This window comes from Desulfobacteraceae bacterium (genome assembly GCA_022340425.1).
In the GTDB taxonomy this organism is placed as follows: domain Bacteria; phylum Desulfobacterota; class Desulfobacteria; order Desulfobacterales; family JAABRJ01; genus JAABRJ01.
Genome location: JAJDNY010000131.1, coordinates 18915 through 33789 on the forward strand (window position 1 = coordinate 18915; position 14875 = coordinate 33789).

Here is a 14875-nt window from a genome sequence, read left to right on the forward strand (position 1 = left end):
TTGCGGAGGCATCGGATGCGGAAGCTTATCGACGGGATGCTGGCCAGCCTGGCGCTGCTGGCGCTAACCGGCTGTGTGGCCCCCCAGGTGAACCTCTTTCGGGACGGGACGGCGCCGCTCCGGGAATTCACCATCCAGGGCCAGGGGCGTGCGAAAATTCTGGTGATTTCCATCCGGGGCGTGATCTCGAGCGAACCCGATGAACGGATCTTGGGGGGCGTTCGCCCCAGCCTGCTGCAGGATACCGTCGCCCAGCTGCGGCGGGCCGGCGACGACCCAAACATCCGCGCCCTGGTGCTCAAGATAGAATCCCCGGGTGGATCGGTGACCGCCAGCGATATCCTCTACCACGAGATTGTCGCGTACAAGGAAAAGGCCAGGGTGCCGGTGGTGGCGGCGCTGATGGATCTGGCGACCTCCGGGGGGTACTACGTGGCCTTGCCGGCCGACCATATCGTGGCCCACCCCACCACCGTTACCGGCAGCATCGGGGTGGTCTTCATGCACCCCAAGGTCGGCGGTCTGATGGACAAGCTGGGCCTTGGGATCGAGGTCAACAAATCGGGGCTTAACAAGGACATGGCTTCGCCCTTTCGCGAATCCACCCCGGCCGAGCGCCAGATGCTGCAAACCCTGACCGAGGAACTGGGCCAGCGCTTTATGGACCTGGTGATCCACCACCGTCCGTTGGCGGCCGCGCACCTGGCCGACATCGCCACAGCGCGGGTCTATCTGGCAGCCCAGGCGCTGGCGTACAATTTGGTGGACCAGATCGGATATCTCGACGCGGCCTTATCCGGGGCCCGCAAGCTGGCCGGACTGCCCCAGGACGCTCGGGTGGTGGTCTATCGCCGGACCGAGTTTGCCGACGACAACCTCTACAACCCGGCCAGTGCGCATGCCGGCGGCCGATCGGAGGCGCTGGTGAATCTCGGTCTTCCGCGCGCCGTGACCTCCCCGTCGGCGGGGTTTTACTACCTCTGGGCCCCGGCTGGCCTGTGACGTTCGGTTTCGAATGCGATTGCGCCGGCGGCGCGCTAGAGATCCTTCAGCAGGATGTTGGCCGGGCTGGCCTCGAGTTCCTTTTGAAACGCCGCCAGGGATTTCGCGACGCCGTCTTTTTCGTCTGCCGCCGCACCCTCGGCCGGCAGAGGGCCGCCGCGTTTGTCGAGAGCCTCTACGAGATAGGCGATGGTCAAAAGGTGAATGTCCCGGGCCGGCTGAAAAGCCGGCTCCTTGCTTTTGGGGCCACGGGTTTCGCTGAAGGTCCCGCTCTCCAGCAGGTTCCGCAGAATCCGACCGACCAGGTCAGGCGGCAGTGATAGCTGTCGGACGAGCTCCGTGCGGGTCAGGGGGGGATCGCCTGCGGCAAACCTCCTGACCATCAGGCGGGCGGCCTCGAGGGTCAGCAGACGCAGGCGGTAGGGGCTGAGGTGGTTCCATTGGCGCTCCGCCTCGCAGTTCTCCAGATTTTGCTGGGCAAAGGCGATCTGCGCCCCGAGCAGCACGATCAGCCAGCTGATCTGCAGCCAGATCAGAAAAAGCGGCAGCGCCGTGAAGCTGCCGTAAATCGCGTTGTGACGCGCCACCCCCACCTGAAATTCGATGTAGGCCACCTGGGACAGTTGAAAGAGAGTGCCCGCGATCACCCCGCCCAGAATACCGGCGCCAAACTTGACCCGGGTGTTGGGAATCAGGATGTAGAGAAACGAAAACAGGATCCAGATCAGGAAGAATGGCAGAATTTTGAGGCCTAAAAAAATCACCCCGCTGAAATAGCCCAGCAGGGCCACGCGCTCGGTGATGTTCGTCACCTGGGTGTTAATAAAGACTGTGGCGCTGCTGGACATGATCATCAGCAGCGGCGAGATCAGCATAATGGCCTGGTAGTCGCTGAATTTACGCCAGTAGCCGCGGGTCTCCCGGACGCGCCAAATGGCGTTGAAGGAGGCTTCGATATGGCCCAGCACCTTGACCACCGACCAGAAGAGGGCCGCCACGCCGAAGCCGGCCACCAGGCCGCCGCGGGTGTTTTCCAGCATGCGGTTGGCGAAGGTGATCAACCAGCTCAGCACTTCCTGTTGGCCATAGAGCTCCTCCATGAGCCGTCTTTCCAGCAGTCTTTCGAAGCCGAAGCCCTTGGCGATCCCAAAGGCCATGGCCAGGACCGGCACGATGGAGAGGATCGAGTAAAAGGTCAGGGCGGAAGCGTGCAGCGTGCAGTTGTTGGCCTGAAAGCCCCTGGTGGCCTCCAGCAGCACCCGGACGGGTCTCGGCAGCCGGGTCTTGCGTGGCGATCCGGGCTGCAGAGCCACCCCCCCGGCGCCCCTGCCCAGGTAACCGATCAACTGCGAATAAAGGTCGCGAATTTTCTGGGCCGCTTTCCTGATCACGGCTCAACCCGCTTTCCGCCCTCCAGCTTCGGCTTGGGCCCCAGCCATTGGCCGATGGCCGCGAAAACCCGCTTAATGCCCCTCCACAGTTTGGGCAGCAGCCAGATCATCAGCAAAACAAACAGCGCCAGCAGCCCGATGAAAAGCCAGGGGTAGTGCAGCGCCGTCCACAGGCCGGCCACCACCAGAAGGTCTTCGGCCACCGATGCGCTCCAATTGCTGACGGGCTCCGGGGAGGTGTTGATCAAGGCCCGCGCACCGGCCTTGGTGGCATGGGCCCCCGCGGCCAGGCCGCCGCCTATGATGGCGGCCGCCAGGGCCACGCCCGGGTTGACATCCCCCACGGCACCGGCGGCCAGCAGCGCCCCCGCCGGAATTCGGACAAAGGTGTGGAGCGCATCCCAGGTGGTGTCCACGCCCGGAATCTTGTCGGTCACGAATTCTACAAGGTACATGGCGCCCGCGGCCAAGAGCACCAGCGGGTTGGTCAATATCAGCAGGTCCGGCGGAAGGACGATGGAGCCCGTGGCCCCCATCAGCCCCAGCATGAAAATAGCGGCGTATAGATTGATCCCGCTGGCCCAGCCAACGCCCATGGTGAGGGCGATGATATTGGCGACGCTGTTGAGTTCGTTCATTGAGGCAACTTCCTTTCCGGCCACGTTGGCTCTCGGGGATGCCGTGGCCCTGCCGTCCGTAATGTTTCTTTATATACTATAAATTTAATTTGTTGCCATATTTTAAATAAAAATTTGGTTTAAGTTTGTGGCCCTCCGTCGACGACGCCCGCAGCGGGTATCATTCCCGGTCGACGGCAGTTTCAGGCATGATTACCAGGCTTTGTCCCGGCTGGATCGGTTGCGCCATTTCGATTCGGTTCCAGATCAGCAGGGCCTTCAACGGGACGGCGAACTTTTGGGCGATGGCGCTCAGGTTGTCCCCCGGTTGAACGGTGTAGGATCGGCCCCGGAGGCTGGCGAGATAGCCTTTGACCAGCTCCTCGAAGCGGGGGTGGAAACCCTCGGCCATGCCGGCGGGCAGAAGCAGCCTGTGGCGACCAGCTTCGAGGAAGTGGCCGCGGATCTCCGGGTTGAGGTCTTTGATCTGCTTGAAAACGGTTCCCGCGGCCTTGGCGATCAGTCGAATCGGCACCTCCTGAAAACAGTCCAGGGTGATGGCGTCGGTGGGGGTTTCGGGGTAGAAGTCGGCTTCGCTCAGATGAAAACCGTAGCGCTCCGGTTCGGAGAAAATCAGCTTGATGGCGATAATCCGGAAAATATAGCGCTGGGTTTCCAGAGGAAGGTAAAGCCGGTAATAATCGCGGGTTTCCTGTTCGAGGATCTCTGCCCACAGTCCCTCCTCGCCCATATTGAAGGCGGCCATGGCCAGGGCCCAGGACCCGAAGGTTTCATGCAGCGCTATCAGGTAGCGCAGGGCCGCGTCGGTGGCGGCCTGGAAGTTGCGGCGCTGATCCAGGTGGTCGTCCACCACCAGCCCGTAGCGGCGCGCGGTCTCCGGCATGAATTGCCAGTAGCCCATGGCCCCCTTGGGAGAGCCGGCGTGGGGGCGCAGGGCGCTTTCCGCTATGGCCAGGTATTTGAGGTCATCGGGCATTTGGCGGTCTTTGAGACTCTGGCTGATGTGGGGCAGGTAGCGCCGGGAGCGCTTGAGCCAGAGGATCACCTGGGGGCGGTCGTCCAGGGTGAGCAGAAACTCCTTTTCAAAGCGCTCGCGGATCTCCTGACGCTCCAGGGGGACCGCCTCGTCGCAGAGGCTCGGGGTCTGATGCCCGGTAATGGCCGAAAGCAGGGAGGTGTCGGCCGCGGGAGACGGCGGGTTCCCCAGGGCGGGGCTGGTGGCAAATGCCGCCCCCAGAAAGAGCCAAAAAAAGATCATGGGCATGCAGGCCTCGCTTCATCCGGCTGGCGGCGCAGCCCGTCGGCTCACAACGGGGTTGGGCCCCAGGCGCGCAGATAGTTGCGATATAGTCGTGGGCTGACCCGTGAGAAGCCGTCAAAATCGGCCATTAACTCAAGGCCCGGCACCAGGGCCTTGACCACCGGAAACCCGATGTCCCGGCGGGTCAAGTCGATATAGACCGGTTCAAACCCGTTGGCTGCCAGCAGAGCTTCCAGCAGGGCCAGATCGCCCTCCGCATGGCCGGTGGCATAGTCCGGCAGCGCTTCCAACCGGCGCACCGGGTAGACAGCAGCCGGCGGCCGGGACGGCGGTCCGTAGGGATAGGGGTAGGGGGTTTCGGTCAGGGCCGAAATCACCGCCCGCTTGCCGTCCAGGTGGGCGCCGGTCCCCTTGATGATGTGCCCCTCACGGGTGACCACGAAGCATTTGAAGCACGGGACCCCCAATTCCGAGGTCAGGTCCTGGAAAACCGGATGGATGCCGCGGTCGCGGTAATCGGCCAGCAGAGCGGCGAGACGGGCATCGGCGGTTTCCAGCCGGAAGCAGCGGTCCGGGCTGAAGGGCACGGTGGCTTCACAGTCACGCTCGATGACCTCCAGCAGGGCGCTCACCCCGGCTTCAGCGGGGGTGTTGCCCGACGCCAGGCCGGTTGAGCCCAGGCCGCTGAAAAGCTGGGTTTCATCCAGGTTGCAGAAAAGAAAAACGCTCTGGGCCGGCACCCACAGCGGCCGTCCGCTGCTGGTCAGCCCACGCAGCCAGTGAAGCGGGGTGTTGCGGTAGGACGTCTCCAAACCCAACCGGTTGGGGTCCAAGGCATCCGCACCGTCGGCGCGCAGATCGCTCCAGCGTGCCCGGACCAGCGCATGGGCTGTCGTGTAGCTGCGAACCCTGCCATCTTCAAAGCTGGCAAAGGCCGAGCAGCGCTCCACGATCTCCATGGCGTAGGAGGCCCTGGCCGCCTCCAGGCTCAGACCCCGTCCATAACTGGTCTGGATGCCTGAAAAAGAAAAATCCAGTTGGCCGTTTCGGACCCGTGTTGTGAGCTGCCATTTTCGCAAAAGGGCGATGGGGCTAAGCGATGCCACATGGCGCATTTCTATATCCGCCAGAAGCCCAAGATCCTCCAGGCGCGTCAGTGCGGCTGCGGCGGTGTCCTCCGGCGCAGGCGGCGGCGCAGCGTGATCCCGCGGCGCGGCCCCCCCCAGGGTCTTGACGTGAACCCCCTGGGCCGGGGGCAGCAGCGCGTCGTCATAGCACGGCTCCAGGGCAATTTGCGCCGGGTCGGGAAGGGGGCGGTGGTTGAGGATGTTGTCCGCGAAAATGCGGATCCACCGCTGATGACGGTCGCGGTCCGGGCGAAGCTGAAAGGAGAGAATAATCTGCGGCGTGTGGGCCGCGAGGACGCTGGTGCGCCCGGGGTCCAGGGCGCTGCGGCAGTCGGCCAGATCGGGGCTCAGTAGGATCGCCTCGTGCAGCAGGGCTTCCAGGACCGGGTCGCAGCCGTCGGCCTGCGCCAGCAGGGCTTGAATCTTGGGCGGGTCGAAAGCCGACACCTGCTCCAGCGCATATTTGTGCATGAAGCTGTCCAGCGGCTTTTGGCGCAGGTAGGCCATGGCGTCTTCCCAGGAGGTCGGCGCCACCGGAAGACAGGCGAAGTAGCCGGTCCCGGCAGCCGTGGACTGCAGGCGCAGCTCGTAGTCTGTTTTGGGCATCTCGGCGGATTTCCGGCAAATTCGCGGCCAAGGCGTCCGACCCAGGCGGGCGCCCGGAAACGCGTTTGGACCGCATTATGGTGCATAGCCGCGCTGAATGCAAGCGCGCTCTGCCCCATAGACGGGCTGCCACGCGCGTGTTGGCTTTCCCGGGTTTGGTATCCAACCTCGGCGCTTGGGTCATTTCGGTACCGCTTGCCAAAACGGGGCTCATCTGATTAAAATTGAAATATTTCCGACCGAAGCAAAAAAAACAGCCCCTTGCGGGAACCTCCCGGTGGGTACCCCCCCCGGGGGCGGTGCGCCCGGGCGGGGGCTATCCGTTCAAACAAAAGGTCAAGGAGGTGGGAAGATGGATCTGGCTATCAAGGGTAAAATCGCGCTGGTGACCGCTGCCAGCCGCGGGTTGGGTCGGGGCTGCGCCGAAGGATTGGCCGCGGAGGGCTGCCGGGTGGCAATCTGTTCCCGTGATGGGGAACAGGCGAAGCGCACCGCCGAGGAAATCGCCGCCCAAACCGGCGCCGAGGTCCTGGGGTTCGCGGCTGATGTGAGCCGGGTGGAGGAGATCGGGAAACTGTTGGAGGGGGTGCGCCAGTCCCTGGGGGATCCGGAAATTCTGGTGACCAATGCCGGCGGACCGCCGCCGGGCAACTTCGCCTCCACCCCGATCGCGGACTACCAGAAGGCGCTCGACCTCAATCTGATGAGCGCGGTGCATCTCATTCACGGCGCGGTCCCGGCGATGCAGGCCAGGGGCTGGGGGCGGATCATCGCGATCACCTCCATATCGGTCAAGCAGCCCATCGCCAGTTTGCTGCTCTCCAATATGGCGCGCGCCGGCCTGACGGGTTTTCTGAAAACCGTCGCGACGGAACTGGCCCCATTCGGGATAACGGTCAACGCCCTGCTGCCGGGTACCCATAAAACATCGCGTATCGATCAACTGGTCCAAGACCGCGCCGCCCGCGAAGGCAAGAGCGAGTCTGCGGTGGCGGCCGAAATGGTGGCCGCGATTCCGGCCAAAACCATGGGCGACCCTGCCGATTTCGGTGCGGCGGCGGCTTTTCTTGCCAGCCGGCAGGCCAAATTTATCACCGGCCACAGCCTCCTGGTGGACGGGGGGCACTACAGCGGGCTGTTGTAAGCCGCGGACAAAAAATTGAATTTTCTTTCCTCGTGGCGGCCACTTGTTCTCCGTTACGCGGCCGTCGGCCTCCATCTGCCGTCCAGGGTGCCCCGGACCGAAGCTCTTTCCTCGTCAAAGTCGAAGCCCGTCCAGATGCCGATCGACTTGAGCACCGAATCCTGGGGATGAAATCGGCGGAAGATCTGAAAGTAATAGGCGGCTTCCTTGCTGTTGATCACGGCTTGCGGGTGCTGGACACGGATGCGTTCGAACTCGTCGTCTGAGATTTCGGCTTCGGCCAGCCGCTCGCCAAGGTCTTCACAGCCGGCCCCCTGGGTGTACTGCACCTTGTAGCGCCACAGGATCTCGTCGGGCAGTAGGCCTGTACCGGAAAAGGCCTTTCTGAGAATCCATTTTTCCATCCGGTCCCCCTTGTGCTCCCGAATCTTCAATGCCGGGGAAACAGTCACTCCCAGATCGATCATGGCGGTGTCGAAAAACGGCACCCGCAACTCTAAGCTGAACAGCATGCCCATCCGGTCGGCCCGCTGCAGATTGATGTTGTGCACGCCGGCCAGCAGGCGTCGCCCCTCCTCGTTGAGTTGGTCTTCAGAGAAATGTTTCATATAGTGGTATCCGGCGAAGATTTCATCGGCGCCCTCGCCGGTCAGAACCACGGTTACGTATTTTGCGGCCAACTTGCAGGTGAAATAGCAGGGCACGGCGCAGCGTACAAGGGATGGATCGTAGGTTTCCAGCTTTTCGATCACCTTCGGCAGGGCCTCGTAGTAGTCGTCTTCGGTGAATACCAGTTCATGGTGGGTCGAACCGATATGGGCTGCTGCGATTCGGGAAGCCTTCAGGTCGTCGCTTTCGACGCCGGCGGCATCTTTCATTCCCACGGCAAAGGTGTGCAGGTGTGGAATTCTTTCGGCGGCAATAGCTGCGATCAGGCTGCTGTCCAAACCACCGCTGCAAAACGCCCCCACATGAATCTGCCGGTCTGCAAGAAGCCGCTTGGTTACGGCTTCAACCAGGGCATGACGGATGCGCTCGGCCGCTTCGTCCGCTTCGGTGATCATTGTTTCGGGCGCCCGGGGCACCTCATAATACCGGACAAAACCGTTTTTCGGGGTATAAAAGTGGCCGCTGGGAAATTCCTGAACCTCTTCCACGCCTGCCAAGGACATGGCGCCCAATTCCGAGCTGAAATAGAGGTGGCCGTCGATGGTCCCCCAATAGAGGGGCTTGATCCCGATGGGGTCCCGGGCCAGCATGAAGTCGTCGTCATCGAAGATGGCAAAAGCGAACATCCCGTCCAGGTCGGCCACGCATTCGGGCCCTTTTTCCCGGTAGAGGTGAAGGATGACCTCCGAATCCGAGTGGGTCGAAAAACAATAGCGGTTCGACAGCCGCTCCCGGATTTTCTGAAAATTGTAGATTTCCCCGTTGCAGATGATGCCGGTTTTCCCTCCCTCGGCCAGAATCGGCTGGTGTCCCTTGGCCACATCGACAATGGAAAGACGGGTATGACCGAAGACCGTCCTGCCGTGGATGTGGATGCCCCGATCGTCCGGCCCCCGATGGGGGAGGGCGTCGAGCATCCGGTTGATGGTGTCCACGTCTTTGGTTCCGAAGCATCCGGCGATTCCGCACATAAACCTGGTTCTCCTCTTGCTGGGTTTTTTTTGACACAAAGATCGGTGTCAGCCAACCCAATCAAACAGCTTAACTATAGGTTAAAAATATATGTAATGTTAACACTTACATTTTGTGAATTGCGCCTTAGCGGGCTGGGCTGGAGCGGGTTCACTTATCGGGGCTGTTGTCCCCGTTATCGTTCAACTCGTAGGGCTGGGGGTTCGGCCCTTCGCTGGCAACCTGGCCCTTGCTCAGGCCCGCCAGACGTTGCTTGCTGGATCCTTCCGCGATGTAGAGATGGACGTCGCGCTGGGGGAATGGGATGCCGATCCCCTCGGCGTCGAAGCGCTGCTTCACCGCCTTGGTCACGTCCCAGTAGACGTCCCAGTAGTCCGCGGTCTTAGCCCAGGGGCGGCAGATGAAGTTCACCGAGGAGTCGGCGAGGGTGTTCATGCGGATGGTAGGCTCCGGGTCCTTCAGGGCCTTCGGGTGGGCGGCCACGATCTCCTCCAGGATGGCCTGGGCCTTGTCGATGTCGTCGTCATAGCCGATGCCGAACTCCATGTCCACACGCCGGGTATCGACACCCGTGGCGTTGGTAATGACGTCTTGCCAGATCTTGTTGTTGGGCACCACCATGTCCTTGTTGTCGAAGGTCTTGATGCTGGTGGACACGAGGTTCATGGCGGTCACCTTGCCCGAGACGCCGCCTGCGTCCACCACGTCACCCACATCGAAGGGTCGGAAGAAGAGGATCATCAAGCCGCTGGCGAAGTTGCTCAAGGAATCCTGCAGGGCAAAGGCGATGACGAAGCCGGCGGCACCGACGACCGCCAGCAGTGGGCCGACGCTTACCTCCAGGGCGGCCAAAGCCATGATGGTGCCGACGATCATCACCACCCATCGAACGCTCCGAACCAGGAAGTCGTCGAGCAACTGAGAGACGCCCCCTGTCATCTTCAGGCCGCGGTGCACCATCCCGCTGAGGATTTTGGAGAGGATCCAGGCCGCGATCAAGATGCCGAGGAACAGGGCGATGTTCTTGGTCCAGCGCAGGCCGCCCTCATCGGAGTTAAGCCAGCCTTTGACGGCGATCCAGGTGGAGGTGGCGTCCTTGACGTCGACGCGGATGCCCTGCACCGAGCTGATGTAGAGGCGGTAGTCCCTGATCTTGGCCAGGGTGTCGGTATCTTCTTCGTCGGTCTTGGTCTGCAGCTCGTCGAGGACGGCGTTGAGCCGATCGATGATGACAGTGCGCTCCTCGCGCAGTGTGTTCACCTGCTCCAGCAGCGCGACCTTCTCCTCCTTCTTGCGCTCCTCGCTCCGTTCCATGGTCTGCGCCGCGGTCTTCACGACCGGCTGCTTATCGACCCCCGCCGCGATCTCCCGGTTCTGGCGCTGAACCGCAATCTCGGCCCTGGCGATCTCCTCGGCCTTCTCCTGGAGCAACGCCTGCCAGGCGTCCGCTTCGACCAGCAGCTCCTCCTTGGTGAGGGGCTTCAGGAGCAGGGCGAGTTCCTCAACGGGGATTTCGGGATCCGCCGTGGTGACGGGCTGGGGTGCCGCTTGCGGCTTCTCTTCAGCACCGAAAGGGGCGGTTACCAAACTCACCAGCAGCGCCCAAAAGAACACCGCCAACGTGACTCGGGCACGCTGTCGCATCAAGAAACTCATTCGAAACTCCTTCGGTCAAGAGTGGGTTTTTGAGACGGCTTCCGGGGGTCGACGGGCACGCCCCAGGCGGTGGTATCGTAGGTTGTGGCAAGGGCTCCATTCGCTATACTGTTCATGACAAGGCCGGCCGGAAAAAATAAAATTCTTTTCATCTTTTCCCTCCCCTTCTGATGATGTCTATTCATAAGCCACTGCCGATAGCACCTTTACAAAATTGCCGCTCAAAAAAAAGCTTTCAAAGGTCAAAAATATCCTTTGAAAGCTTTCCTTTGGCAATCTTGAAGGGCCCATGCTGCACGGCACGATTTCCCTTCGCGATATAGGCCCAAAGATAATGCCGCATCTTGCTTGTCTTTTGGTCTGTTACCGGTGTTGCATCCGGCGGCGCATATTGCAATATGCGCCGCCGGATGTGCATAGGGGGTGACGAACCAAAATCATGCGCCATTTGGTGGTAGTATTTGTTTTCGCGCCCCTACATCGCCGCTTTCACTTTGGTGGCGACGTCATCGTCCACCCAACCGGTCCACAGGTCCTCGTAATTCTTCAAGAACCACATGGCCGCTTCTGTGGTATCGGCTTTGTTGTCCTGCATGTAAGCGAGAAACTTGTTGTTGATATCGAGCGTCGTCTTGTAGTTTTTGAGGAGTGCCACCACCTCGGGCGCCTCTTTGGGCAGATTCTTGTGGACGATGATTTCACACTTCACCGGCGGGTAGGCACACCCCTGGGTGGTGTCCCAGACCTCCTGGTCAAACGGCGGCTCCTCGAGCTGGTACATGTCGAGCTTGCCCAGCACCCAGGTCGGCGCCCAGTAATAGCCTAACCAAGGCTTGCCGCGCTTGTAGGCAGTCTCCATGGATGCGGCAAGAGCGGGGCCCGAGCCGGGCTGCATGATATTGTAGTTTTCTTTGATGCCGTATGTTTCGAATTTCTTTTCGTTGATCTCGGCACAAGCCCAGCCGGGGATGCAGCTGTGGAACAGGCCCTTGGAGGGGTCTTCCGGATCCTTGAACAGCTCCCAGTATTTGGGCAGGTCGGCTACGGACTTCAGGTCCGGAGCCATAGGCTTGATGCCGCGCTCCTCATCGCCTTCCACCACGTAGCGGGGCACGTACCACCCCTGAACGCTGTTAGGGAAGTTTGCCCCGAGGAGGACGAAACCTTCATTGGAATTCGGGTCCTGACCCTTGGCCAGCCCCTCGTCATAAAGCTCTTGCCAGTTTTCGGTCCAGGTTTCCATGTTGACATTCGGCGCCTCGCTGCCTTTGGCCTGGATCAGGGCGGTGTTGAGGAGAATTGTCTCACCCTGGACATATTTGACCGGATGGCCTAATCCCTTTTCGATGATGAAGCCGGCGATGCGATTGTGAACCTGTGCGCTGTCCCAACCAAAATCCGCGAAGATGATGGTTTTCTTTTCCATCGCAGCGGCGAAGCCGCCGCCTGCGCCGATGCACAGGGCAACGAATACAGCAATCACAACAACTTGTTTCACTTTCTTCATAGCTCCTCCTTCATGGTGATATGATGTTGATAAAAAAAGGTGTTGCCCGAACTACCCGCTTTTTTTCTTGTTCGCCATGGCAAAGGTGATGCGATCGATGATAATTGCCATGAAGACAATACATAAACCGGCTTCGAATCCTCTTCCCACCTCGATCCGGTTAATAGCCAGGAGCACCTCGAGGCCGAGGCCTTTGGCGCCGATCATGGAGGCGATGACGACCATGGCCAGCGCCATCATCGTGGTCTGGTTGATACCCACCATGATGGTGGGTCTGGCCAGGGGCAACTGCACCTTGAACAGGATCTGCCAGTAGCTCGAGCCAAAAGCCTGGGCCGCCTCGATCACGCTCTCCGAGACTTCTCGGATGCCGACATTGGTGAGTCGGATCACCGGCGGCACGGCGTAAATGATGGTCGCGAACAGCGCCGGCACCTTGCCGAGACCGAAAAGCATCAGGGCGGGGATGAGGTAGACGAAGCTCGGCATGGTCTGCATACCGTCAAGCAAGGGCTTCATAACCGCCTCAAACCGGTCACTGGACGCCATGGTGATGCCCATTGGGATGCCGATAAAGAGCGAGATAATCACCGACGCCACTACCAGGGACAAGGTCATCATGCCAAGTTTCCAGAGGCCCAGTGCGCCGATGAAAAACATCATCGCGGCCATGATCAGCCCAGACCACCAGCGACCCATCACCTGCCAGGCCAACAGGCCGACGCCGGCCACCAGGATTGGCCAGGGCAGCCAGAGGAAAAAACGCTCGATAAGGACCATGAAATAGAGAATGAAGCTGCCCACCATGTCGAAATAGGTGCCGAAGGTGCTGAGCACCCAATCCATCGCTTTATCGATCCAGACATCGAGGGGAATGTCTATCCTTTCGGGAAATTCCATCGCCATCGCTCACCTTTACGTTTGTTGTTGAGCCACCGGTAGGGTTTCGTTCCCGCCACTGTTTTCGACCTGGCCCGCCTCGGCGAGTTTTGCGAGCAGTGAACCGGCAACGATCACTCCGACCAGATGATCTTTCTCATTGACCACGGCCAGGGGATATGGGTTGTTGGCCAGCAGGGCAAAGAGGTCGTTTGCGGGGGTGTTTTTGGCCACTTTGCATATGTTTGTATCGAGGACGTCGTGCAGCGTTTTCTCGCCACGGTCGGCGGCTTGCCTGCAACCTTTGGCGGAGACGATGCCGACCACCCGCCCGTCCTGCCGAACGAAAATCGAAGAGATGCCGGCAGCCTGCATCTTGCGCAGGGACGCTTTCGGGCCGTCTGTCTTCAGATACGCCATGGTCTCGAATTTCTTCATAACGCTTTCGGCAGTGAGGATTTTGGACATGTCGACGTCTTCGACGAATCTGGCGACGTAGTCGTTGGCAGGGTTGGTGAGAATCTCTTCGGCCGTTCCCTGCTGAACTATCGCGCCGTCCTTCATCAGCACGATCCGGTCGCCGAGCTTAATTGCCTCATCGAGGTCATGGCTGATGAAAACGATGGTCTTATTCACCTTATCCTGAAGATCTAGCAACTCGTCCTGCATGTCCCGGCGAATCAGGGGGTCAAGGGCACTGAAGGCCTCGTCCATCAGCATGATGTCGGCATCGAGGGCCAGCGCCCGGGCAAGCCCGACCCGCTGCTGCATGCCGCCGGAAAGCTGGTCGGGCATGGAATCCTCCCAGCCTTTGAGACCCACCTGTTCGATTGCCAGCATCGCGGCATCGCGCCGCACATTCGCTGCCACCCCTTGCACTTCGAGTCCATACTCTACGTTGGCGACTACGGTGCGGTGCGGAAAAAGAGCGAAATTCTGGAACACCATACCGAAATGCTTCTGGCGGAACTTCCGCAAGCCTGCGCTGTTTAAAGCTGTGACATCCTCGCCATTGACATAGACCTTCCCTGCCGTCGGTTCGATTAGACGGTTGATGCAACGCACCAGCGTTGACTTGCCGCTCCCGGACAAGCCCATGACCACGAGAATCTCCCCGGCGTTAACGGTGAAGTTGACGTTGACCACCCCGACCCCGTGACGGGTCTTTTCCATGATCTCTTCCTTGCTGCGCCCTTCCTTGACCATCTGCAGGGCTTCTTCCGGCCTGGGGCCGAAAATCTTGTACAGATCTTTTATGACGATTTTGTCCATGGTGCGCATCCTCAAATTCCGCCCCCAGGCATGACAGGAAAAGCCGGATTACTCATTGAAATCATTATTGTCTTCCTCTTATCCTGCATAACACTATTCGGTAAGGCTCGCGGTAAAAAATCAAAAACCAGACTGTCCCGTAAGACAATACTGGCTCCTAAACAATTTCAGGACCAAATTTATGTTAACAAAAATTTTACACCAAATCAAATTGCTCAGTTTGTCGCAAAAAATTTGCCTTTCACCACAAGGCTCAGGACACCACCTACAAATTTACTTTGAATGCATTTCATTGCTCAATGCGGTTATCCACAAAGCTCAAGTTGCCTTTTGAACGAAACGGTAAGCCGGCATCTTTGTCACCGAAAGCAGCGAAAATAAAACCGAATCTGAAACCAGGTTGGATTGTAAAACCTGGCCTCGGGAGGCAACTTGAGCTTTTTAGACCCAAAATAAGCGAGTATAGAATAGAGAGGTCAGTCGAGCGCCTTCAGCTTGACTACCCAAAAGAAAAGAGACGTGAGGCGTTCCGGAGCGGATTTTCGGGCGCACCTCTCCAGTTGAAACTCATTGCCGAATCACCAAAATTTTATTTTCGCTTATGGTTGGGGATCCTTTCTGTGGTTGCCGGTGGGCTCACAACTGCCCCATGCAGTTGCTGCCCGATTACGTTCGGCTACGTAAAACCGAAAGCCTTTATCATCTCAGAGAATTTGATGATATGTTTGAGCTTGTCGTTGTAGCCCACGAT

General features: G+C 59.7%; 11 protein-coding genes. 2 read left to right on the forward strand and 9 right to left on the reverse strand.

Annotated elements, in window-relative coordinates:
• Positions 1-15 precede the first annotated feature (15 nt).
• Entirely contained in the window at positions 16-1002 is a 987-nt protein-coding gene (gene sppA / locus LJE63_10990) for a signal peptide peptidase SppA (GenBank protein MCG6907131.1), read from the forward strand.
• A gap of 35 nt (positions 1003-1037) precedes the next feature.
• On the opposite strand, the gene LJE63_10995 is transcribed toward sppA, so the two are convergent.
• From LJE63_10995 to LJE63_11010, 4 genes are all read right to left on the reverse strand, one after another.
• Positions 1038-2393: a YihY/virulence factor BrkB family protein gene (locus LJE63_10995; GenBank protein MCG6907132.1), complete on the reverse strand. Its 1356-nt coding sequence runs from the start codon at positions 2391-2393 to the stop codon at positions 1038-1040.
• Entirely contained in the window at positions 2390-3031 is a 642-nt protein-coding gene (locus LJE63_11000) for a DUF4126 domain-containing protein (GenBank protein MCG6907133.1), read from the reverse strand. Before LJE63_11000 ends, LJE63_10995 begins: the two co-directional genes overlap by 4 nt.
• 160 nt (positions 3032-3191) lie before the next feature.
• The gene (locus LJE63_11005) at positions 3192-4295 is read right to left on the reverse strand and encodes a transglycosylase SLT domain-containing protein (GenBank protein MCG6907134.1); all 1104 of its coding nucleotides are present in this window, start codon (positions 4293-4295) and stop codon (positions 3192-3194) included.
• Between the two features lie 41 nt (positions 4296-4336).
• Complete coding sequence (locus LJE63_11010) at positions 4337-6025, reverse strand: YcaO-like family protein (GenBank protein ID MCG6907135.1); 1689 nt, start codon at positions 6023-6025, stop codon at positions 4337-4339.
• Between the two features lie 352 nt (positions 6026-6377).
• Between LJE63_11010 and LJE63_11015 the strand changes: the two genes are divergently transcribed.
• Positions 6378-7169 (forward strand): SDR family oxidoreductase, encoded by a 792-nt coding sequence (locus LJE63_11015; GenBank protein ID MCG6907136.1) that lies wholly within the window; start codon positions 6378-6380, stop codon positions 7167-7169.
• 53 nt (positions 7170-7222) lie between these two features.
• Here LJE63_11015 and asnB read toward each other — a convergent pair whose 3' ends face one another.
• From asnB to LJE63_11040, 5 genes are all read right to left on the reverse strand, one after another.
• Positions 7223-8809, reverse strand: coding sequence for an asparagine synthase B (gene asnB / locus LJE63_11020; GenBank protein MCG6907137.1), 1587 nt, complete (start codon positions 8807-8809; stop codon positions 7223-7225).
• 151 nt (positions 8810-8960) lie between these two features.
• Positions 8961-10454, reverse strand: a complete 1494-nt coding sequence (locus tag LJE63_11025) for a mechanosensitive ion channel family protein (protein MCG6907138.1) — start codon at positions 10452-10454, stop codon at positions 8961-8963.
• Positions 10455-10941: 487 nt separating this feature from the next.
• A complete protein-coding gene (locus LJE63_11030; GenBank protein MCG6907139.1) occupies positions 10942-11973 on the reverse strand; it encodes an ABC transporter substrate-binding protein in 1032 nt (343 codons plus the stop codon).
• A gap of 51 nt (positions 11974-12024) precedes the next feature.
• Complete coding sequence (locus tag LJE63_11035; protein MCG6907140.1) at positions 12025-12879, reverse strand: proline/glycine betaine ABC transporter permease; 855 nt, start codon at positions 12877-12879, stop codon at positions 12025-12027.
• A 9-nt stretch (positions 12880-12888) separates the two neighbouring features.
• Entirely contained in the window at positions 12889-14124 is a 1236-nt protein-coding gene (locus LJE63_11040; protein MCG6907141.1) for a glycine betaine/L-proline ABC transporter ATP-binding protein, read from the reverse strand.
• Positions 14125-14875: the final 751 nt, after the last annotated feature.

What these genes read in the sequence shown, in the direction of transcription:
- sppA (MCG6907131.1), top strand. Translation starts at nt 16, where the DNA reads ATGCGGAAGCTTATCGACGGGATGCTGGCCAGCCTGGCGCTGCTGGCG.
- LJE63_11000 (MCG6907133.1), bottom strand. Translation starts at nt 3,031, where the DNA reads ATGAACGAACTCAACAGCGTCGCCAATATCATCGCCCTCACCATGGGC.
- LJE63_11005 (MCG6907134.1), bottom strand. Translation starts at nt 4,295, where the DNA reads ATGCCCATGATCTTTTTTTGGCTCTTTCTGGGGGCGGCATTTGCCACC.
- LJE63_11010 (MCG6907135.1), bottom strand. Translation starts at nt 6,025, where the DNA reads ATGCCCAAAACAGACTACGAGCTGCGCCTGCAGTCCACGGCTGCCGGG.
- LJE63_11015 (MCG6907136.1), top strand. Translation starts at nt 6,378, where the DNA reads ATGGATCTGGCTATCAAGGGTAAAATCGCGCTGGTGACCGCTGCCAGC.
- asnB (MCG6907137.1), bottom strand. Translation starts at nt 8,809, where the DNA reads ATGTGCGGAATCGCCGGATGCTTCGGAACCAAAGACGTGGACACCATC.
- LJE63_11025 (MCG6907138.1), bottom strand. Translation starts at nt 10,454, where the DNA reads ATGCGACAGCGTGCCCGAGTCACGTTGGCGGTGTTCTTTTGGGCGCTG.
- LJE63_11030 (MCG6907139.1), bottom strand. Translation starts at nt 11,973, where the DNA reads ATGAAGAAAGTGAAACAAGTTGTTGTGATTGCTGTATTCGTTGCCCTG.
- LJE63_11035 (MCG6907140.1), bottom strand. Translation starts at nt 12,879, where the DNA reads ATGGCGATGGAATTTCCCGAAAGGATAGACATTCCCCTCGATGTCTGG.
- LJE63_11040 (MCG6907141.1), bottom strand. Translation starts at nt 14,124, where the DNA reads ATGGACAAAATCGTCATAAAAGATCTGTACAAGATTTTCGGCCCCAGG.